This window comes from Zoogloea dura (assembly GCF_012927165.1).
Classification (GTDB): Bacteria; Pseudomonadota; Gammaproteobacteria; order Burkholderiales; family Rhodocyclaceae; genus Zoogloea; species Zoogloea dura.
In genome coordinates this window covers 42,470-61,026 of the sequence record NZ_JABBGA010000021.1, presented here as the reverse complement: position 1 = coordinate 61,026, position 18,557 = coordinate 42,470, and the positions used below count along the sequence as shown (strand labels likewise).

Below are 18,557 nucleotides of genomic sequence, written 5' to 3'. Positions count from 1 at the left end.
TTGCTCGGCGACAGCAAGGGACTGCATCGGCAAACCCGCCGCCGAGTATTAGTGGATGTCCTTCCAGAAGTTCTTCTTGAGCAGGTAGGACAGGACGAACAGCAGGCCCAGGAAAGCGATCACCCCGGTACCGATGCTCTTGCGCTTCTCGGCCATCGGCTCACCCATCCACACCAGGTAGGAGACGAGGTCGGCGGTCGCCTTGTCGTACTCCTCCTTGGACAGCTTGCCCGGCGTGCCCGGCTCAAGGGAGATCTCCTTGACCTTGTTACCGTGACCATCGTCCTTCTGCTCGACCTTGGCAACCTGCTGGCCCTGGAGCTCGTAGAGAACGTGCGGCATGCCGACGTTTTCGAAGATCACGTTGTTCCAGCCGGTCGGACGGCTTTCGTCACGGTAGAAGCTGCGCAGGTAGGTGTACAGCCAGTCGGCGCCGCTACCGAACTCGGAGGCACGGGAACGGGAGATCACGGTCAGGTCCGGAGGCGCGGCACCGAAGAAGACCTTGGCCTCGTCACGCTGCATGGCGATGCGCATCGGCTCGCCGATCTTGTCGGCAGTGAACATCAGGTTGTCCTTGATCATCTGCTCGGACAGACCGATTTCCTGCAGCCGGTTGTAGCGCATGTAGCTGGCGCCGTGGCAGTTCAGGCAGTAATTGACGAAGATCTTGGCGCCATTCTGCAGGGCAGCCGGATCGGTGGATACCGGCGCCTTGTCGAGGTGCAGTTCGGGACCGCTGGCAAGCGCAAGCAGCGGTGCGAACAAGAGAGCTGACAAAAGTTTTTTCATGGCTTTCATTCTCTATTAACCGGTCACCCGATCAGGTTCGGGCTTGCACTTGTCGATCTTCGAGTACCAGGGCATCAGCAGGAAGAAGCCGAAATAGATCACCGAGCAGATCTGCGACACCAGGGTGCGACCCGGAGTGGGAGGCAGCACGCCGAGATAGCCGAGGATGAAGAAGCAAACGACGAAAACAGCCAGGATGGCCTTGAACAGACCGCCCTTGTAGCGGATCGACTTCACCGGGCTGCGGTCCAGCCAGGGCAGGAAGGCAATGATCACCACGGCTGCGCCCATGGCCACCACACCCCAGAACTTCGCGTCGATGCCCAGCAGCGGATAGGTCACCGCACGCAGGATCGAGTAGAACGGGGTGAAGTACCACACCGGCGCAATGTGCGGCGGGGTCTTCAGCGGGTCGGCCGGGATGAAGTTGTTGAACTCCAGGAAGTAGCCGCCACCTTCGGGTGCGAAGAACACGATGAAGGAGAAGACGATCAGGAAGCCCACCACGCCCACGATGTCCTTGACGGTGTAGTAGGGATGGAAGGGGATGCCGTCCAGCGGATGACCGTCGGCGCCCTTCTTCTTCTTGATCTCGACACCATCCGGGTTGTTGGAGCCGACTTCGTGCAGGGCGACGATGTGGGCGGCAACCAGGCCGATGAGGATCAGCGGCACGGCGATGACGTGGAAGGAGAAGAAGCGGTTGAGGGTCGCGTCGGACACCACGAAGTCACCACGGATGACCACGGACAGGTCCGGACCGATCACGGGAATCGCGGAGAACAGGTTCACGATCACCTGTGCGCCCCAGAACGACATCTGGCCCCAGGGCAGCAGGTAGCCCATGAAGGCCTCGGCCATCAGCGCCAGGAAAATCAGGGTGCCGAAGATCCAGATCAGTTCGCGGGGCTTGCGGTAGGAACCGTAGAGCAGGCCGCGGAACATGTGCAGGTAAACGACGATGAAGAACGCCGAAGCACCGGTGGAGTGCATGTAGCGGATGATCCAGCCACCCGGCACGTCACGCATGATGTATTCGACGGAGGCGAAAGCCACCGGCACGCCGGACGCGTTGAGGGACGCATCGGGCTTGTAGTGCATCACCAGGAAGATGCCGGTGACGATCTGGATCACCAGCACCAGCAGCGCCAGGGAACCGAAGAAGTACCAGAAGTTGAAGTTCTTGGGAGCGTAATACTCGGTGAGGTGCCCTTTGATGGTCGACGTCAGCGGGAAGCGCGCGTCGATCCAGTCGAGAACAGCTTGAGATTTCGTCGTCATCGTTTAGGCCTTTCCGTCTTCGCCGATCAGGATCTTGGTGTCGGCCAGGTACTTGTGCGGCGGAATTTCAAGATTGTCCGGCGCGGGCTTGCTCTTGTAGACGCGGCCAGCCAGGTCGAAGGTGGAACCGTGACAGGGGCACAGGAAACCACCGGCCCAGTCGGGGCTCACACCGCTTTCGGCACCCGTCTTGAACTTGTCGGACGGAGAACAGCCCAAGTGGGTGCAGATACCCACCGCCACCAGGATTTCCGGCTTGATGGAACGGGTTTCGTTCTTGGCGTACTCCGGCTGCATCGGCTTGTCGGAATTGGGATCGCTGACCTCACCATCGGTCTTCTTGAGCGACTCCAGCATTTCCTTGGTGCGATTGATGATCCAGACCGGCTTGCCGCGCCACTCGACGGTCATCATCTGACCCGGGCCCAGCTTGCTGATATCCACTTCAACCGGCGCACCGGCTGCCTTTGCACGCTCCGACGGCGTCAGGCTCGCGACGAACGGCACGGCCGCGGCGACTGCGCCCACGCCCCCTGCCGCCGACGTCACCAGCAACAGCTGGCGCCGACCCGCATCCACTTTCTGATCCACGCTCATGGCCCACTAACCTCAATAAAAGAGACTTCGAAGATCGCAATACGGAAAACTTGCGGAGTATAGCGAAAACCCGTACCCAAAAAAAGGGCTATAGCGCTAAACCCGCGCCAGCATTGGGAATTATGGCAATCAACAGCATCCAGAGACCCTTCCGGACACTCCCCGATGGCGTAATAATCCGCTTGCTTTGTGCGGCGCAGCAGCGACTTCACGCAGCGTAAGGGCATAATTGTTCCGTCGTTCTGCCCCGAATACTCCCTACGTGTACGCCATGCCGCCCCCCTTCTCCGCCCCTCCGTCGATCCACCTGGCCACACTGCTGAGCCTCGTCGCGCTGGCACCGGCGGCCCCTGCGGCCCCGGCCTGGCCTCCTGCCCTGGAGAGCAGCCTGGCACGCACCGCGATCCCTCGCACGGCCATCGCCGTACTGGTCCAGGATGTGGACGCAGCCACGCCTCTCCTGGCCCATCGGACTGGCGAGGCGATGAACCCGGCCTCCGTCATGAAGCTGGTGACCACCTATGCGGCCCTCGACCAGCTCGGCCCGACCTACACCTGGAAAACCCGCATCGTGACCGAGGCCCCCATCCGCAACGGCGTCCTCCAGGGTGACCTGTACGTGATCGGCGGTGGCGACCCGCGCCTGTCACGGGAACGGCTGTGGTTGCTGCTGCGGGAACTGCGCAGCCGCGACATTCGCCACATCGAAGGGAACGTGGTCACCGACAGACGCTTCTTCCAGCTCCCTCCCCACGACCCGGGCGCCTTCGACCAGCGCCCGCTGCGCCCCTACAACGCCCCTGCCGACGCCCTCAACATCGACTACGGCGCCCTGCCCCTGCGGCTCGTGCCAAGCGCGACAGGGGCCGAGGTGAGCATCGACCCGCTCCCCGCCGGGCTCGGCCTGGACAACCGGATACGTCGTGCCGGAACAGGGCCGTGCAACGATCCGTCTGCCCTGCTCACCGCCGACAGCCGGGAGGACTCGAACGGCAACAGCGTGCTGACCCTGGAGGGCAGCCTGCCTCCTGCATGCCCCCCGGCCTTCGACTGGAACCTCGCCCCGCTGACGCCTACCCGGCTGTTCGAAGGGCAGTTCCGGACCTTGTGGCGGGAACTCGGTGGTGAAATCGACGGCCGCTTCGTCAACGGCCCGGCCCCGGCCAACGCCCGACCATTGGCGGAGAGCACCTCACCGACACTGCCGGAGGTGCTCCGCGACATGAACAAGTGGTCGAACAACGTGATTGCCCGCCACCTGCTCGCCACCCTCGGCGCAGAAAGCGAGCCTGGCCGCGACTCGGCCGCGGCAGGCAGCCGGGTAGTGGAACGCGCACTCGCCGCAGCAGGCATTCCCACCGACAAACTGGTGATCGAAAACGGTGCCGGCCTGTCCCGCAGCGAGCGGGTCAGCGCCGACACCGTGGGCCGCCTCCTGATGGCCGCCTGGCGCAGCCGCAGCATGCCGGAGCTGATCGCCTCGCTGCCGATCGCCGGCCGGGACGGCACCGCCCGGCGGCGGGTCGCCAACAGTCCCGCCGCTGGCTCAGCCCACATCAAGACCGGCACGCTGGATGGCGTGCGCAGCCTGGCCGGCTATGTGCAGGGCGCCAGCGGACATCGCTACATCGTGGTCCTGCTGATCAACCACCCCAATGCCGGCGCCGGGCGCGAGGTTCAGGACGCCCTGCTGGAGTGGGTAGCAGGCCTGTGACGATCGGGCTCGTTCAGCGATCCACGGCGTAACGCTTGAGCGCCTCAAGGGGAATCACCTCGAGGGCGGCCATGTGGGTGGCCGCCAGCACCACCGGGGGTGGCACCCCGGCCTCCCAGGCCTCCCGCCAACGCAGGGCGCAGAGGCACCAGCGATCGCCCGGCCGCAGGCCCGCGAAGCGGAATTCGGGGCGCGGCGTGGACAAATCGTTGCCGCGCATGGCGCTGAAGGCCAGGAACTCCTCGTTCACCTTAACGCACACATGGTGGCGCCCCAGATCGTCCGGATCGGCCTCACAGCAGCCGGTGCGCATCCAGCCGGTCAATGGCGCATAACTACAGGCCAGCAACTGCCCTCCCAGCACGTTGAGGGCGTCGCTTACAGGCAGGTCTTCAGTGCTCAATCGGGATACCCCTGGGGATTGGAACTCTGCCAGCGCCAGGAATCGGCGCACATCTCGTCAATACCGCGGCTCGCCCGCCAGCCCAGCTCGGCCTCGGCCAGCCCAGGCTCGGCATAGCACTGGGCCACATCACCCGGACGTCGCGCGACGATTTCGTAGGGGACCTTGCGGCCGCTCGCCACCTCGAAGGCCTTGATGACTTCGAGCACGCTGTAGCCACGCCCCGTGCCAAGGTTGACCGTCAGCACACCCGGACGTTCCGCCAGGCGACGCACCGCCGCCACATGGCCGACAGCCAGATCCACCACATGGATGTAATCACGCACCCCCGTGCCGTCCGGCGTCGCATAGTCGCCGCCAAACACACGGAGCTGCGGCAAGCGCCCCACCGCCACCTGGCTCACGAAGGGCATCAGGTTGTTGGGCAGGCCGTTCGGATCCTCGCCGATACGCCCGCTGGCGTGAGCCCCCACCGGGTTGAAGTAGCGCAGCAGCGCCACCCGCCACTCAGGATCCGCCGCCGCCAGGTCGGAAAGCACGTACTCCATCATCCACTTGGTACGACCATAGGGATTGGTCGGCCCGGTCGGGAAATCCTCGCGGATCGGCACGCTGGCCGGGTCGCCATACACGGTGGCGGAAGAGCTGAAGACCAGCGACTTGACGCCCGCCTCGGCCATCACCTCGGCCAGCGCCACCGTACCGGCGATGTTGTTGTCGTAGTACATCAGCGGCTTGGCCACCGACTCGCCGACCGCCTTGAGGGCCGCGAAGTGGATCACCGCGTCAATGCGGTGCCCGGCAAACACGACACGCAGGGCCGCCTTGTCACGGATGTCGGCATTGATGACGGCAGCCAGACGCCGCCCGGCAATGGCCTCGACACGGCGCAGGGCCTCGGGCTTGCTGTTGCAGAAATTGTCCACGACGACAACGTCGTAGCCTGCCGCCAGCAATTCGACGCAGGTGTGGGAACCGATGTAGCCGGCACCGCCGGTCACGAGAATGGTGGACATGACACTTCCGGATGAAAAAGGAATAAGCCCGATGATAACGCGACTGCGCGACATCCCCGGGACAAGCCGGGTCAGATCGCTCCGTCGGCCCGCAGGCGCGTGATCTGATCGGCCGCATAACCCAGGCTGGTGAGAATCGCATCAGTGTGCTCGCCCAGCCCAGGCCCCAGCCATTCGGTGGAGCCAGGCGTATCCGCCAGACGGGGCACCACGCCGGGAATTCGGATGGACGTACCGTCGGCCAGGGTTGCCTCCTCGATCATGCCGCGGGCGGCGAACTGTGCATCGCGGAACATGTCCTCCACCGAAAACACCGGGCTCGCGGGGACTTCGGCCGCCTCCATCGCCGCCAGCACCGCGTCGCCATCCCGTGCCGCGACCCAGGCGTCGATGACCCCGTAGATCTCCACCGCCCGCCGATCCCGCCCGGCATTGCTGGCCAGCTCCGGGTCATCCGCCAGGTCGGGACGCCCGAGCGCGAGCATCAGGCGCCGGAAGATCGCATCTCCGTTGCCGCCGACGATGATGTGCCGCCCGTCGCGGGTGGTGTGGGTGTTGGACGGAGTGATGCCGGGCATGATGTTGCCCGTGCGTTCGCGGATGAAGCCGGCCACATCGAACTCCGGGACCATGCTCTCCATCATCGCGAATACCGCCTCGTAGAGCGCCACATCGACGACCTGGCCGGCGCCACCATTCACCTCCCGGTGGCGCAGGGCCATCAGGGCGCCGATGGCCGCCCACAGGGCCGCAATCGAATCGCCGATGGAAATGCCGGTACGCACCGGCGGACGGTCGGCAAAGCCGGTGATGTAGCGCAGCCCGCCCATCGACTCGCCGATCGCCCCGAAGCCCGGCCGATCCTTATAGGGGCCGGTCTGCCCGAAACCCGACAGGCGGACCATCACCAGGCCGGGATTGGCGGCCGACAGCACATCCCAACCCAGGCCGAGCTTTTCAAGCACGCCGGGGCGGAAGTTCTCGACCACGATGTCCGCCTCCGCCGCCAGCCGGCGGACGATCTCGAGCCCCTCGGGATGCTTCAGATTGATCGTCACCGACTTCTTGTTGCGGGCCTGCACCGACCACCACAAGGACGTGCCCTGGTGCAGCTTGCGCCACTGGCGCAGCGGGTCCCCGCCCTGCGGCGACTCGATCTTGATCACCTCGGCGCCGAACTCGGCGAGGATGCGGGTACAGAAAGGTCCGGCGATCAGGGTGCCCAGCTCGAGCACCTTGACCCCTTGCAGGGGCTTCATGCCTGTCGATTCCATCCGGATAGACTCATGCAGTCGAAAGTCGCGGGACCACCACCGGCCAAGCACGCCGGGGCAGCACGATCAAAGCGCCCGACGCTCCACCAAGGCCTGGGCGATGGTGCCGGAATCCGTGTGTTCCAGCTCGCCACCCACCGGAATGCCCCGGGCGATGCGGCTGACGCGGATGCCGCGATTGCGCAGCAACTCGGCCACCATGTGGGCGGTGGCTTCGCCCTCGTTGGTGAAATTGGTGGCCAGGATGACCTCCTGGACCACGCCGTCGCCGGCCCGGGCCAACAGCTTCTCCAGCCCCAGCTCCCGCGGGCCGATGCCGTCGAGGGGGGACAAGCGCCCCATCAGCACGTAATACAGACCGTGGTAGCTGTGCGTCTGCTCGAGCATGGCCAGGTCGGCCGGCATCTCCACCACGCACAGCTGGGAGCCGTCGCGCTGCGGGTTGGCGCAGCGGGAGCAGATCTCGTCCTCGCAGAAGGTGTTGCAGCGGGCGCAGTGACGCAGCACCTCGAGGGCATGCCCCAGGGCGGTGGCCAGCTTGGCGGCCCCCCGCTGATCCCGCTGCAGCAGATGGAAGGCCATCCGCTGGGCGGACTTGGGGCCCACCCCCGGCAGGCAACGCAGGGCTTCGATCAGGATGTCGAGACTGGAGGGCGCGCTCACGGGTCGAGGTCAGCCGCCGCTCAGAAAGGCAGCTTGAAGCCGGGAGGCAAGTTGAGGCCGGCGGTGAAGCCGGACATCTTCTCCTGGGTGGTGGACTCGACACGGCGCACCGCATCATTCACCGCCGCGGCGATCAGGTCCTCGAGCATTTCCTTGTCGTCCATCACGGACGGATCAATGTTGACCCGGCGGACGTCGTACTTGCAGGTCATGGTGATCTTCACCATGCCGGCGCCGGACTGGCCTTCGACTTCAATGCCGCCGAGGCTGTCCTGCATTTTCTTCATGTTGTCCTGCATTTGCTGGGCCTGCTTCATCAGGCCGGCGATGCCGCCTTTCATCATGATGGGATTCTCCGAAGGGGGTTCAAGGGGTCAAAGAAACAAAAGGGATAAAAGGGACAAAAGAGACCAACGGGGGCGAACGGATTCAAAGCGGTTTGACCGACGCGGTTTCCAGCGTGGCACCAAAACGCTCAATCAATTCGCGGACAAACGGATCCTGCTGCAGCGCCGCCACGGCCGCGGCGTGACGCTCGGCCTTTTCTGCCTGGTTGCGCTGGGCGGGCGTCTCGGTGGCGATATCACCCACTTCCACATGCACCTTCAGCGGCCGGCCGAAATGGGTGGTCAAGGCCTCCTGCAGGCGCTCCACGCCACTGCGGTTGATCTGCAGCAGGTGCTTCTGGTCGCTGGCCAGGCGCAGCCGGAAGAGGTCGTTGGCGACCTCGATCAGCTCACTGTGCTGGGCCAGCTGCAAATTCAAGCCACCAAGCCCCAGGCCATCCTGCAGGGCATGCCAGTCGATGTTGCCGGGCAGCGGGCCGGCGGGCTGCGCCGGGGCCGCGGAGGGCTCGCCTGCAGGGGCGCCGGAGGGGGCGATCGCGGGAGCGCCGGGGGCCTCAACGACTGCGACTGCGACAGGCTCGACGAGCGCGGCTGCCGGCACCGGCCGGGGCTCGGCCACGGCCTGCACGGCGGGCGCCGGCGGCACCTCCCGCTGCACGACGGTCGGAGCCGCCATCGCCGGGGCAGGCGGCGCCTGAAAATAGGCATCCGCCTCGGGCGGCAGATCTTCCCAGGGGGGCACGCTGCTGCCATGACCCGGTTCGCCGCGCACAGCCGGCGCAGGCGGCGGAACAGGTACAGCCGGCACCACCGCGACGGCAGGCGCCGGCGGCGCCACGGGTGCGACAGCCACAGGCTCAGGCTGGTGCAGCGGCTCCGGAGCCACGGGCTGTGCGGCCGGCATCGGCGGCACAGGCGCTGCTTCGGCGGCACGCGGCGCGACCGCCCCCACCGCCGGAGCGGACACGACCGGGGCCGCGGCGGCTTGCGGCCGCGGAGCAGCGGTCGGCGCCGCACCGGATGGAGCGGTGCCCGGCGGCACACCGGCAGGCAGGCTCCGCGCCTGCCCCTGGCCGCCCCCCGACGCCAGCACGCCGCCCAGGCCGGCGGGCTGTTCCGGCCGGAAGGCAAACAGGCGCAGCAGGCTCATCGAGAAACCGGTGGTCTCATCCGGCGCCAGGGCCAGTTCGTCCCGGCCGTGAATGGCGATCTGGTAGGCCAGTTGCAGGAATTCCGGGTCGAAGGCCTCGACATAGGGACGCAGGCGGGCCGCCTCGAACTCGTCGGTGATGGCCGCCGGCGCCATCTGGGCCAGGGCGATGCGGTGCAACAGGCTGGCCAGGGACTGCAGGGCGGAATCGAAGGAGAGGCTGCGCGCCTCCATCGCGTCGACGGCACCCAGCAGGGCCTGCACATCACCGGCAGCCAAGGCGCCGAGCAGCACGTGCAGGTGGTCGTCCCCCACCGTGCCCAGCATGTCCTGGACGGCCTGCTCCTCCACTTTGCCGGCACCGTGGGCAATGGCCTGGTCGAGCAGGGACAGGGAGTCGCGCATGGAACCGCTGGCGGCCTTGGCGATATGGCGCAGGGCACCAGGCTCGAAGGGCACGGCCTCGGCTTCGAGCAGGCGGGTCAGATGCCCGACGATATGGCCGGGCGGCATCTGCTTGAGGTTGAACTGCAGGCAGCGGGACAGCACCGTGACCGGGATCTTCTGCGGATCGGTGGTGGCGATGATGAACTTGACGTGCTCGGGCGGCTCCTCGAGGGTCTTCAGCATCGCATTGAAGGCATGCCCGGTGAGCATGTGGACTTCGTCGATCATGTAGACCTTGTAGCGCCCCTGCACCGGCGCATACACCGCCTGGTCGAGCAGCGCGGCCATGTCGTCCACGCCCCGGTTGGAGGCGGCGTCCATCTCCACGTAGTCGGGAAAACGGTCGGCATCGATGGCCGTGCAGGCCGCGCACTGGTTGCACGGCGTGGCCGTCACCCCGGTTTCGCAGTTGAGGGCCTTGGCCAGAATCCGCGAGATGGTGGTCTTGCCGACCCCCCGGGTACCAGTGAACAGATAGGCGTGATGCAGGCGCCCGGTCTGCAGGGCATGGGTCAGCGCACGGACCACGTGCTCCTGCCCGACGAGTGTCTCAAAGCTGCGGGGGCGCCACTTGCGGGCAAGTACTTGGTAAGCCATGGGCGGGATTCTAACAGCCCCGCCGCTGCGCGGGTCGCTGCCCCCCCGAGGGGTCGGGTTTTCAGCCTGACGCGGCTGAAAATGAGAAAGGCGCCCCTGGGGACGCCTTTCTCGATGAATTCGGGGTGGCGAGCCTGACCCCCGGCACTTGCAGGGAACGGCTGTGGCTGCTGCCTTCCGGCCCTGACCAGGTTCACCGCGCTGCAATGCGGGGAGACCCGCCACGGCCGGCATTCTAGCAGCTTGAACCCGGCCGCGCCTATTCCTTTTGTGCGGTGCCACCAAGAGGCAGCCGAATCTCAATCCGAAGCCCCCCTTCTGGCCGGTTTTCCGCGCGCAGCCTACCTCCATGAAGATCCACCGCGCGACGCGCGATCGCCAGGCCCAGGCCGAAGCCGTCGGCCCCTTGCCCTGCACCGCAACGATAGAAGGGCTCGAAGATGGCCTCCAGATCGGCCGCCGGCACGCCAGGGCCGGCATCATCGACGCGCAGCACGAAGACATCCCCCTCCTGCACCGCCGCAACCTGAACGCAACTCCCCTCCGCCGTGTATTTCACCGCATTGCGCATCACGTTCTCGAAGGCCCGCTGGATCAACTCGACGCGCAGTGTGGCCTCGGCCTCGCCGTCCCCGTGGAACAGCAGGTCGCGCCCCAGGCTTTGCGCCTCGAAACGCGCATCTTCAGCAATCGACGCGGCCAGATCGAACAATTCGATCCGTGCCTTTGGTGCATCGCGCACACCGGCCTCCAGGCGCGCCATGGTCAGCAACTGCCCGACCAGATCATCCAGCCGCCCCGCCTCCCGCTCGATCCGCTCGATCGAGGCAGCCAGCCGCGCCGGGTCCTGGCGCAGCAGACCGATGGCCGCCTGCAGGCGCGCCAGGGGAGAGCGCAGTTCGTGAGACACATCGTGGAGCAGGCGACGCTGGGACACGATGAGGCTCTGCAGCTGGCGCGCCATCCGATCGAAATCCTCACCCAGATCGGCGATCTCGTCCCGGCGGGCCCCCATCAGGGGACGCACGCGGGTTTCCAGATTGCCCGCCGCCACCGAGCCCAATGCCCAGCGCAGACTGCGTATCGGCTTGGACAGATGCCAGGCCAGCAGCGCGCTGAACAGCACGCTGGCCAGCAGACCACTACCAATCGGAATCCAGGGATTGGGCGGAGTCGGACCATGCCGCCCCGGAGGCGGCGGCGGTCGACCGCCTCCGGGGCGGAGATGCCGCTCCCAGGCCCCGTCTTCCGCCCTGGCGGGGATGAACAAGACCCAGTGGCGACCATCCAGCCCGCTCACCTGCCTGACCGGCTGGCGATGCCCGTCGTCATCGCGCCAGGCACGCGCCTCGGCAAGCGCCGCGGAGGCCACCTCGCGACCGAGCAGATCATGCCCGGCGTCATCCACCACCAGCACACGGGGGGCACGCTCGCCCGACCATTCGGCCAGCAGGCGGCGCAGGGCTTCTTCACCGCCATGGGCCAGCACCGACGCCGCCGCAGCCACCGCCATGTCGGCCCGCGGCCCTTCCGCCACGCCCAGCAGGCGCCCGACATCCGCACGCTCCCGCTCAAGGGCCTCGCGATGCAGCCAGACAGCCGTGCCGACGGCGGCACTCGCCACCAGCAAGGCCAGCCAGAAGGCAAAGAAGAACTTCCAGAAAAGACGCCCCGGCCTCATTCGCAAACCAGCTGATAACCGAGCCCACGCACGGTCTCGATCCAGGAACGACCATCAGGGCGCAAACCCAGCTTGTGGCGGATGCTGGAAAGATGCACATCGATGCTCCGGTCAAAGCGGGCCAATGGCCGGCCAAGGCCCTGCTCGGACAACTCCGCCTTGCTGACCACCCGCCCGGCACAACGGGCCAGGATCTCCAGCAGATTGAATTCGGTGCTCGTCAGCTCGAGGGGCCCGCCCTTCCACTGGGCGCGCCGCATCGACGGCCAGATGGACAACTGCCCCACCAGCAATGGACTGCCCGGACTGATTGCCTGGGCATCCGGCATCCCGCCCTCTGGGACACGCCGGAGAATGGCCCTGATCCGCGCCACCAGCTCACGGGGCGTACACGGCTTGGGCACATAATCGTCGGCACCGAGCTCGAGGCCGACGATCCGGTCCACGTCGTCGCCCCGCGCCGTCAGCATCAGCACCGGGATGCTGCTGCGCGCGCGGATGCGGCCGAGGGCCTCGATCCCGCCCACCTTCGGCATCATCACGTCCAGCACCACGAGGGCATATTCACCCGACAGCGCGGCGGCAATGCCAGCTTCACCGTCATGCACGGTGTCCGCCTCGAAGCCCTCCTGGACCAAATATTCCTTCAGCATGGACGACAGTTCCACATCGTCGTCCACCAGCAATACCTTGCTCATTCCGGGTCACCCCCAATCCATCCAGTGGAAGATCTTACGGCCTGGGGCGCCCCCGGCGGGAGCCTCTCCGCCGCCATTTACCCAGCTTTACGCTGCGCCGGCGGCCTGCCGCTTAACTGGAATTTACCGACGGGTAACGCCTCTTAACGCCGGGGCGCGGGATCATCCTCCCATCAGGAACGGCAATACCGTCCGCCTGACCGCCCGATCCGACTTCCCGACACTGGAGACAAACATGAAACTACTCGGCCCCACCCTGCTGGCCAGCATCGTCACGGCAGGCATCGCCCTGTCGTCCCCGTCCTTCGCGGCACCGCGCCATGGCGGCGACAAGCCCCAGGCCTGCGAAGCGGGACGCTTCCCCGGCCATCACCACTTCGACCACGAGATGGGCGGCCCTCCCCTGCTGCGGGATCCGTCCCTCAGCGAAGAGCAGCGGGAATCCATCTTCAAGATCCGCCACGCCCACGCACCGGCCCAATGGAAAGCCGGCCGGGCACTCGCCAGACTGCGGGCCGAACGTGAAACCCTGCAGCTCTCCGACAACTACGACGCCGCAAAGGGCGACGAACTCATCGCCCGCGAAGCCGAAGCCTATGCTGCCCTGCTCCGCGAACGCGCCGCGACCGTGCGTGAAGTGTCGGCAGTGCTGACCCCCGAACAGCGCAGCCGCCTGCGCAACCGGGAAGCCGAGGCTCCGCAGCAACCCGGTCAAGGCCCGGGGCGCCGCCCGCGCTGAGCATCGCACCAGGGCCGGATCCGGCCCCAGAAAACAAAACGGCCCGATCAAATGAATGATCGGGCCGTTTTGCTTGAATCTGGTTGCGGGGGCAGGATTTGAACCTGCGACCTTCGGGTTATGAGCCCGACGAGCTGCCAGACTGCTCCACCCCGCGTCTGGAGGGGGCGAATAGTAAGCCCCCGAATCAAAAACACCAAGCTTTTTTTTGCAGTGAAGCAAAAATAACCGCGAATCCCGGGCAGGCAGCTCAGCGCACCAGCCAGCCCCGCGCCAGCAGAAGCTCGCGGCACCGGGCACATCCCTCCCACGGCAGGCAGTCGCAGGCCAGCTCGATGAACGCAGCCCCGGTCTTGACCACCGATGCCTGGGACATCTTGCGCGCCGGCACAGCGCCGGACGGCGCCGCGGCCGCTTCCGCCCCGGCCGACATCCAGCGGGCAAACGGGGCCAGATCGGCCACGTTCTGCACATACCAGGTACGCCGACCCGGATCCCAGCGGGCCCCCAGCGCCTTGGCTTCATCCTTCTCCGCAAACGGAACCTGCAGATTTGTCCTCATCGCCACTCCATCCTGTCGCATCGCAAGGCAAGGCGGAAGCCCTGGTGGCACAGTATGGCCACCGGGTGCCCGCCGGCCCCGCAAAGAACAAGGGCCGACCCTCGCGGATCGGCCCAAGTGCCTGATTATTCTGGTGCCCCCTGACGGAATCGAACCGCCAACTGATGATTACAAGTCAACTGTTATACCACTTAACTAAGGGGGCTCTGACGAGGCCGGTGACACCCTCCGGCAAGGCGCGCACATGGACGGAAAAGGCCGGGCTGCACTATGCTTCGAGGAGGCTCAGACCCTGTCGAGGGCCGGATTATAAACAAACCGCCTCATTCACGCAGCCGCCAGACTCACGCATGCCCACCGCCACCAAGGTTGACGTCCCTTCCAACCCCCTGGAAGCCCCGTCCCGCAAGACGCTCCGCCTGATGTTCATCGAGGATTCGGAGAACGACGTCCTGCTCCTGCTGCACCATTTCCGCAAGGCGGGCTACAACCCGGTCTACTGCCAGGTCACCTCCGAGAACGAGATGCGCGAAGCCCTCCGCGACGAGCGCTGGGACCTGATCCTGTGCGACCACAACCTGCCCGGCTTCAGCGCGCGGGGGGCCCTGTGGCTGACCCAGAAGCTGGCCCTCGACGTGCCCTTCATCATTGTCTCCGGCGTCATGCAGGAGGACGAGGCCATCGCCGCGATGCGCGCCGGCGCCCACGACTACCTCAGCAAGAACAAGCTCGACCGTCTCATCCCCGCCGTCGAGCGGGAACTGCGGGAAGTCGCCAACCGGCACGAGAAGCGGCTGGCAGAACTCACCCTGCGGCGCAGCGAAGCGCGCCTGCGGGCACTCACCGACAACATCCCGGGGGTGGTCTTCCAGATGGGCTACTCCGCCAACGGCACCCTCGGCTTCCAGTATCTCAGCGAGGCCGCGGCGATGCTCTTCGGCGCCCCCGCCGAAGAGCTGATCGGCGGCTCCGGCGGCTGGATGACCTGGCTGCTCGACGAAGACCTGCCGCGCTTCGTCAAGGCGGCAGCCGATTCGGCGACCAGCCTGGCCACCCTCAACTGGGAAGGCCGCATCCAGCTCCCGTCCGGCGAACAGAAATGGATCAACCTGCGCAGCTCGCCCCGGCTCTCGGACTCCGGCGAGGTGGTGTGGGAGGGTGTGATGTGGAACATCACCCACAGCAAGCACGTCGAGGCTGACCTGCGGGAATCCCGCAGCCAGCTCGCCGCCCTGTCCAACCACCTGCAACGCATCAAGGAAGACGAGCGGGAGCGGATCGCGCGGGACGTGCATGACGTGCTGGGCGGCACCCTGGTCGCCATGAAGTTCGAGATGTCCCTGCTCGAAGCCAAGCTCGAGGCACAACCGGCCCAGGCTCGCGAACGTGCGCGCAACGTCGGTCGCATGGTGGACGACGCCATCGCCACCGTCGGCCGCGTCACCCGCGAGCTGCGTCCCGGCATCCTCCAGGATTTCGGCCTCGCCGCGGCCATCGAATCCCAGGGCGAAGACTTTGCCCAGCGCACCGGCATCACTTGTAACATTCTCTGTACCGACCACGACCTCGACCCGGACTACGATACCGCCCTGGCCTTCTTCCGCATTTTCCAGGAGGCGCTCACCAACGTCAGCAAGCACGCCCGCGGCACCCAGGTGGACATCCGGCTCATGCAGGAAGGAGACGAAGCCGTCCTCGAGATCACCGACGATGGTTGCGGCCTCGCCGCCACCGACCTCCAGAAACCCCGCTCCTTCGGCCTGCGCGGAATCCGCGAGCGCATGAGCAGCCTGGGCGGCACCCTCGGGCTCAGCCCCGTCCAGCCTCACGGCACGCGCCTCGTCCTGCGCGCCCCGCTGCGGCCCGGCCCCCCCGAGGAAACCCAGCCCACCACCCGGAGCACCCCAGCATGAGCAAGCCCATCCGAGTCCTGATCGCCGACGACCACGCCATCGTCCGCCAGGGCCTGCGCCAGATCCTCTCCGACACGCCCGACCTCACCGTCACCGGCGAAGCCGAGAACGGCGTCCAGGCGGTTCAGATGGTGCGCAGCGGCGAATGGGACGTGATCCTGATGGACGTCTCCATGCCCGACCGCAACGGCATCGATGCGCTCAAGCTCATCAAGAAGGAATTCCCCCGCCTGCCCATCCTCATCCTCAGCATGTACCCGGAGGAGCAATACGCCATCCGTGCCCTCAAGGCCGGCGCGGCCGGCTACCTCACCAAGCAGAGCGCCCCCGACCTGCTGGTCACCGCCATCCGCCAGGTGGCCAGCGGCAAGAAATACGTCAGCCCCTCCCTGGCCGAAGAGCTGGCCAACGCCATCGGCGAGGACTCAGACCGGCCCGCCCACGAAAAGCTGTCCGACCGGGAATACCAGACCCTCTGCATGATCGCCTCTGGCAAGACCCCCACCGAGATCGCCGAAGCCCTCAACCTCAGCGTCAAGACCGTCAGCGTGTACCGCGCCCGTCTGCTCGAGAAGATGAACCTCCGCAACAACGCCGAGCTCACCCACTACGGCCTCAAGCACGGTCTGGCGGAGTAAAAAAAACGACACTCCTGGCATCCCGACAGCTCAGGATCTTCGATTCCTGTCCTCAAGGCCGCTGGGGATGAGCCGTTATCCGATAAGATTAGCGACCCAGCCCCATGCCATACGAATGGCATGGCAAACCCGCAGGCCGCAGGATGAACCAACGCCCCTCCTTCCCTCGCCGAGCCAAAATGACCGACACCAGTCAGCCGTCTGACGTTGCCCGTGAAACCCTGCGCCAGCTCGCCCTGCGGCGCATCGCCCCGACTCCGGACAACTACCGCTCGCTGTACCACGAGATCGCCGGCTCGATCGCCGAGGATGTCTTCCCGGAGCGCGCCCTCAAGCTCATTGCCGCAGCCCTGCCCCGCAACAACCACGAATCCCTGCGCCTGGTGCGCGAATTTGAAGCCTCGGTCGCCCAGTCCGACTGGGCCGCCATGCGCAGCGTGCTCATCGAGGGCTTCACCCGCAGCGAGCAGCTCGACCTCAACTGGGGCAGCCTGCTGCGCGACCTCATCGCCGAATGGGACCGCCGCCAGGCCGGCCTGACCCAGGCCCGCAAGCGCGAAATGCTCGACCGGGTGCTCAATGCCTCCGGCAACAACCCCGAAAAACTCCACGAACGCCTGCAAGGCCTGCTGCGCTCGTGGTCCCGCAATGGCGATGAAGAACTCCCCGGCAACGGCAATGCAACCGCCGCCGCCCCTGCTGCCACGGCCCCGGCCGCAGCACCGGCGACGGCTCCGGTCATGGAACTCGCCCCGACGCCCCCGGCTGGCGGCAGCGATCAGGCCTTTGCCGACATGCTGGCCACCCTGCTGGCCAGCCTGGCCAGCCAGGTCCGCCCAGCCGACCCCGACCTGGCCAGCGAGGCCGAAGCACTCTCCAGCGCCATCCGCGGCACCTCCGCCCCCCAATCCCTGCGCGAGCGCCTCGACCGCCTGCGCGCCAGCCTGGACTGGACCGCCGAAGACCAGCACGCCCTGCGCGACGCCCTGCAACGCGTCCTCCACCTCATCCTCGACAACATCAGCCAGCTGGTCGTGGACGATCGCTGGCTGCAGGGCCAGCTCGCCCTGATGGGCGAAATGTTCGACCACCCGCTGGACATCCGCATCCTCGGCGAACTCGAAACCCGCCTGCGTGATGTCATCAACCGCCAGGGCGCCCTCAAGAACGAGCTCAGCGAAGCCCAGGCCCGGCTCAAGGAGATGCTGGCCCGCTTTGTCGATCGCCTCAGCGACTTCTCCGAATCCACCGGCGACTACCACGACAAGATCGAAAAGTGCGCCGAGCGCATTGCCGGGGCCGCCGACATCAGCGAGCTCACCGACGTCATCGACGAGGTCATGCGCGAAACCCGGACGGTGCAGGAATCCACCCGCCGCTCCCGCCAGGAACTCGATGAGTTGCGCTCCCGCGTCAACCACGCCAATGGCGAAATAACCCGCCTGCAGATCGAACTCGAACAAACCAGCGAGCTGATCCGTCACGACCCCCTCACCGGCGTGCTCAACCGCAAGGGCCTTGATGAAGCTCTGGCCCGCGAGACCGCCCTGGCCCAGCGCCGCGGCTCGGCGCTGTGCATCGGCCTGCTCGACGTGGACAACTTCAAGCTCATCAACGACCAGCACGGCCACCAGACCGGCGACGAGGCCCTCCAGCACCTCGCCGAAGTCGTCCGCGAAAACGTCCGCCCACAGGACTCCGTTGCCCGCTACGGCGGCGAGGAATTCGTCATCCTGCTGCCCGACACCCAGCTCGACAGCGCGGTGAGCACCCTGGTCCGCCTGCAGCGCGCCCTCACCAAGCGCTTCTTCCTGGCCCGCCAGCAGAAGCTGCTGATCACCTTCAGCGCCGGGGTCGTCCAGATGCGCCCCGAGGAAACCCCCGAATCCGCCATCGACCGGGCCGACAAGGCCATGTACATCGCCAAGCGCTCCGGCAAGAACCGGGTCATCTCCGCCCCCTGACAGCATCGGGTGCCCACCCGGGCCGGCAGTACAGAGCAAAAAGCCGGCCCCGCGCCGGCTTTATGCTAAATTCGTATCGAC

Annotated in this window: 17 protein-coding genes, 2 tRNA genes and 1 other RNA gene; 5 read left to right on the top strand and 15 right to left on the bottom strand. The window is 66.3% G+C overall.

The window, feature by feature from the left end:
* Window positions 1-48 precede the first annotated feature (48 nt).
* The 3 genes from HHL15_RS20070 to petA are packed head-to-tail and all read right to left on the bottom strand — an operon-like array spanning window position 49 to window position 2,670.
* The gene (locus HHL15_RS20070; RefSeq protein WP_408065733.1) at window positions 49-792 is read right to left on the bottom strand and encodes a cytochrome c1; all 744 of its coding nucleotides are present in this window, start codon (window positions 790-792) and stop codon (window positions 49-51) included.
* Window positions 793-807: 15 nt separating this feature from the next.
* On the bottom strand, window positions 808-2,073 hold the full coding sequence (locus HHL15_RS20065; RefSeq protein ID WP_169147590.1) for a cytochrome b: 1,266 nt from the start codon (window positions 2,071-2,073) through the stop codon (window positions 808-810).
* 3 nt (window positions 2,074-2,076) lie between these two features.
* Window positions 2,077-2,670, bottom strand: coding sequence for a ubiquinol-cytochrome c reductase iron-sulfur subunit (gene petA, locus HHL15_RS20060; protein WP_169147589.1), 594 nt, complete (start codon window positions 2,668-2,670; stop codon window positions 2,077-2,079).
* Between the two features lie 271 nt (window positions 2,671-2,941).
* Here petA and dacB point away from each other — a divergent pair, with 271 nt between their 5' ends.
* Complete coding sequence (gene dacB / locus HHL15_RS20055; RefSeq protein ID WP_169147588.1) at window positions 2,942-4,384, top strand: D-alanyl-D-alanine carboxypeptidase/D-alanyl-D-alanine endopeptidase; 1,443 nt, start codon at window positions 2,942-2,944, stop codon at window positions 4,382-4,384.
* 13 nt (window positions 4,385-4,397) lie between these two features.
* Here dacB and HHL15_RS20050 read toward each other — a convergent pair whose 3' ends face one another.
* The 9 genes from HHL15_RS20050 to HHL15_RS20010 form a co-directional block, all read right to left on the bottom strand.
* The gene (locus HHL15_RS20050; protein WP_235943540.1) at window positions 4,398-4,787 is read right to left on the bottom strand and encodes a DUF2237 family protein; all 390 of its coding nucleotides are present in this window, start codon (window positions 4,785-4,787) and stop codon (window positions 4,398-4,400) included.
* Window positions 4,784-5,803: a UDP-glucose 4-epimerase GalE gene (gene galE, locus HHL15_RS20045; protein ID WP_169147587.1), complete on the bottom strand. Its 1,020-nt coding sequence runs from the start codon at window positions 5,801-5,803 to the stop codon at window positions 4,784-4,786. Before galE ends, HHL15_RS20050 begins: the two co-directional genes overlap by 4 nt.
* Window positions 5,804-5,874: 71 nt before the next feature.
* Window positions 5,875-7,062: a CaiB/BaiF CoA transferase family protein gene (locus HHL15_RS20040; protein ID WP_206198879.1), complete on the bottom strand. Its 1,188-nt coding sequence runs from the start codon at window positions 7,060-7,062 to the stop codon at window positions 5,875-5,877.
* An 81-nt stretch (window positions 7,063-7,143) separates the two neighbouring features.
* Complete coding sequence (recR, locus tag HHL15_RS20035) at window positions 7,144-7,740, bottom strand: recombination mediator RecR (RefSeq protein ID WP_169147585.1); 597 nt, start codon at window positions 7,738-7,740, stop codon at window positions 7,144-7,146.
* A gap of 20 nt (window positions 7,741-7,760) precedes the next feature.
* Window positions 7,761-8,084, bottom strand: coding sequence for a YbaB/EbfC family nucleoid-associated protein (locus HHL15_RS20030; RefSeq protein WP_169147584.1), 324 nt, complete (start codon window positions 8,082-8,084; stop codon window positions 7,761-7,763).
* 85 nt (window positions 8,085-8,169) lie between these two features.
* Window positions 8,170-10,281: a DNA polymerase III subunit gamma/tau gene (gene dnaX / locus HHL15_RS20025; protein WP_169147583.1), complete on the bottom strand. Its 2,112-nt coding sequence runs from the start codon at window positions 10,279-10,281 to the stop codon at window positions 8,170-8,172.
* Between the two features lie 124 nt (window positions 10,282-10,405).
* Window positions 10,406-10,504: signal recognition particle sRNA small type (gene ffs / locus HHL15_RS20020), an RNA gene on the bottom strand.
* A gap of 36 nt (window positions 10,505-10,540) precedes the next feature.
* Window positions 10,541-11,962: a sensor histidine kinase gene (locus tag HHL15_RS20015; protein WP_169147582.1), complete on the bottom strand. Its 1,422-nt coding sequence runs from the start codon at window positions 11,960-11,962 to the stop codon at window positions 10,541-10,543.
* Window positions 11,959-12,660, bottom strand: coding sequence for a response regulator (locus HHL15_RS20010; protein WP_169147581.1), 702 nt, complete (start codon window positions 12,658-12,660; stop codon window positions 11,959-11,961). The genes HHL15_RS20015 and HHL15_RS20010 overlap by 4 nt, the downstream gene beginning before the upstream one ends.
* A 235-nt stretch (window positions 12,661-12,895) precedes the next feature.
* Between HHL15_RS20010 and HHL15_RS20005 the strand changes: the two genes are divergently transcribed.
* On the top strand, window positions 12,896-13,399 hold the full coding sequence (locus HHL15_RS20005; RefSeq protein WP_169147580.1) for a Spy/CpxP family protein refolding chaperone: 504 nt from the start codon (window positions 12,896-12,898) through the stop codon (window positions 13,397-13,399).
* An 80-nt stretch (window positions 13,400-13,479) separates the two neighbouring features.
* Here the strand turns inward: HHL15_RS20005 and HHL15_RS20000 are convergent.
* From HHL15_RS20000 to HHL15_RS19990, 3 genes are all read right to left on the bottom strand, one after another.
* Window positions 13,480-13,556: transfer RNA gene (locus HHL15_RS20000), tRNA-Met, on the bottom strand.
* A 93-nt stretch (window positions 13,557-13,649) separates the two neighbouring features.
* A complete protein-coding gene (locus HHL15_RS19995) occupies window positions 13,650-13,961 on the bottom strand; it encodes a DUF5710 domain-containing protein (RefSeq protein ID WP_169147579.1) in 312 nt (103 codons plus the stop codon).
* Window positions 13,962-14,092: 131 nt separating this feature from the next.
* Window positions 14,093-14,166: transfer RNA gene (locus tag HHL15_RS19990), tRNA-Thr, on the bottom strand.
* Between the two features lie 145 nt (window positions 14,167-14,311).
* Here HHL15_RS19990 and HHL15_RS19985 point away from each other — a divergent pair.
* The 3 genes from HHL15_RS19985 (at window position 14,312) to HHL15_RS19975 (ending at window position 18,476) form a co-directional block, all read left to right on the top strand.
* Window positions 14,312-15,874 carry a hybrid sensor histidine kinase/response regulator gene (locus tag HHL15_RS19985; protein WP_169147578.1) on the top strand — a complete coding sequence of 521 codons (1,563 nt, stop codon included), beginning with the start codon at window positions 14,312-14,314 and terminating at the stop codon, window positions 15,872-15,874.
* Window positions 15,871-16,512 carry a response regulator gene (locus HHL15_RS19980; protein WP_169147577.1) on the top strand — a complete coding sequence of 214 codons (642 nt, stop codon included), beginning with the start codon at window positions 15,871-15,873 and terminating at the stop codon, window positions 16,510-16,512. The genes HHL15_RS19985 and HHL15_RS19980 overlap by 4 nt, the downstream gene beginning before the upstream one ends.
* A 179-nt stretch (window positions 16,513-16,691) precedes the next feature.
* Window positions 16,692-18,476, top strand: a complete 1,785-nt coding sequence (locus HHL15_RS19975; RefSeq protein ID WP_169147576.1) for a GGDEF domain-containing protein — start codon at window positions 16,692-16,694, stop codon at window positions 18,474-18,476.
* Window positions 18,477-18,557 lie beyond the last annotated feature (81 nt).

Bases quoted from the DNA above. Each gene is read 5' to 3' on its own strand.
- HHL15_RS20040 (WP_206198879.1), bottom strand. From the start codon at position 7,062: ATGAAGCCCCTGCAAGGGGTCAAGGTGCTCGAGCTGGGCACCCTGATC.
- HHL15_RS20015 (WP_169147582.1), bottom strand. From the start codon at position 11,962: ATGAGGCCGGGGCGTCTTTTCTGGAAGTTCTTCTTTGCCTTCTGGCTG.
- HHL15_RS19985 (WP_169147578.1), top strand. From the start codon at position 14,312: ATGCCCACCGCCACCAAGGTTGACGTCCCTTCCAACCCCCTGGAAGCC.
- HHL15_RS20005 (WP_169147580.1), top strand. From the start codon at position 12,896: ATGAAACTACTCGGCCCCACCCTGCTGGCCAGCATCGTCACGGCAGGC.
- petA (WP_169147589.1), bottom strand. From the start codon at position 2,670: ATGAGCGTGGATCAGAAAGTGGATGCGGGTCGGCGCCAGCTGTTGCTG.
- dnaX (WP_169147583.1), bottom strand. From the start codon at position 10,281: ATGGCTTACCAAGTACTTGCCCGCAAGTGGCGCCCCCGCAGCTTTGAG.
- HHL15_RS20065 (WP_169147590.1), bottom strand. From the start codon at position 2,073: ATGACGACGAAATCTCAAGCTGTTCTCGACTGGATCGACGCGCGCTTC.
- HHL15_RS20010 (WP_169147581.1), bottom strand. From the start codon at position 12,660: ATGAGCAAGGTATTGCTGGTGGACGACGATGTGGAACTGTCGTCCATG.
- HHL15_RS20030 (WP_169147584.1), bottom strand. From the start codon at position 8,084: ATGATGAAAGGCGGCATCGCCGGCCTGATGAAGCAGGCCCAGCAAATG.
- HHL15_RS19995 (WP_169147579.1), bottom strand. From the start codon at position 13,961: ATGAGGACAAATCTGCAGGTTCCGTTTGCGGAGAAGGATGAAGCCAAG.
- HHL15_RS19975 (WP_169147576.1), top strand. From the start codon at position 16,692: ATGACCGACACCAGTCAGCCGTCTGACGTTGCCCGTGAAACCCTGCGC.
- HHL15_RS19980 (WP_169147577.1), top strand. From the start codon at position 15,871: ATGAGCAAGCCCATCCGAGTCCTGATCGCCGACGACCACGCCATCGTC.
- HHL15_RS20070 (WP_408065733.1), bottom strand. From the start codon at position 792: ATGAAAAAACTTTTGTCAGCTCTCTTGTTCGCACCGCTGCTTGCGCTT.
- dacB (WP_169147588.1), top strand. From the start codon at position 2,942: ATGCCGCCCCCCTTCTCCGCCCCTCCGTCGATCCACCTGGCCACACTG.
- galE (WP_169147587.1), bottom strand. From the start codon at position 5,803: ATGTCCACCATTCTCGTGACCGGCGGTGCCGGCTACATCGGTTCCCAC.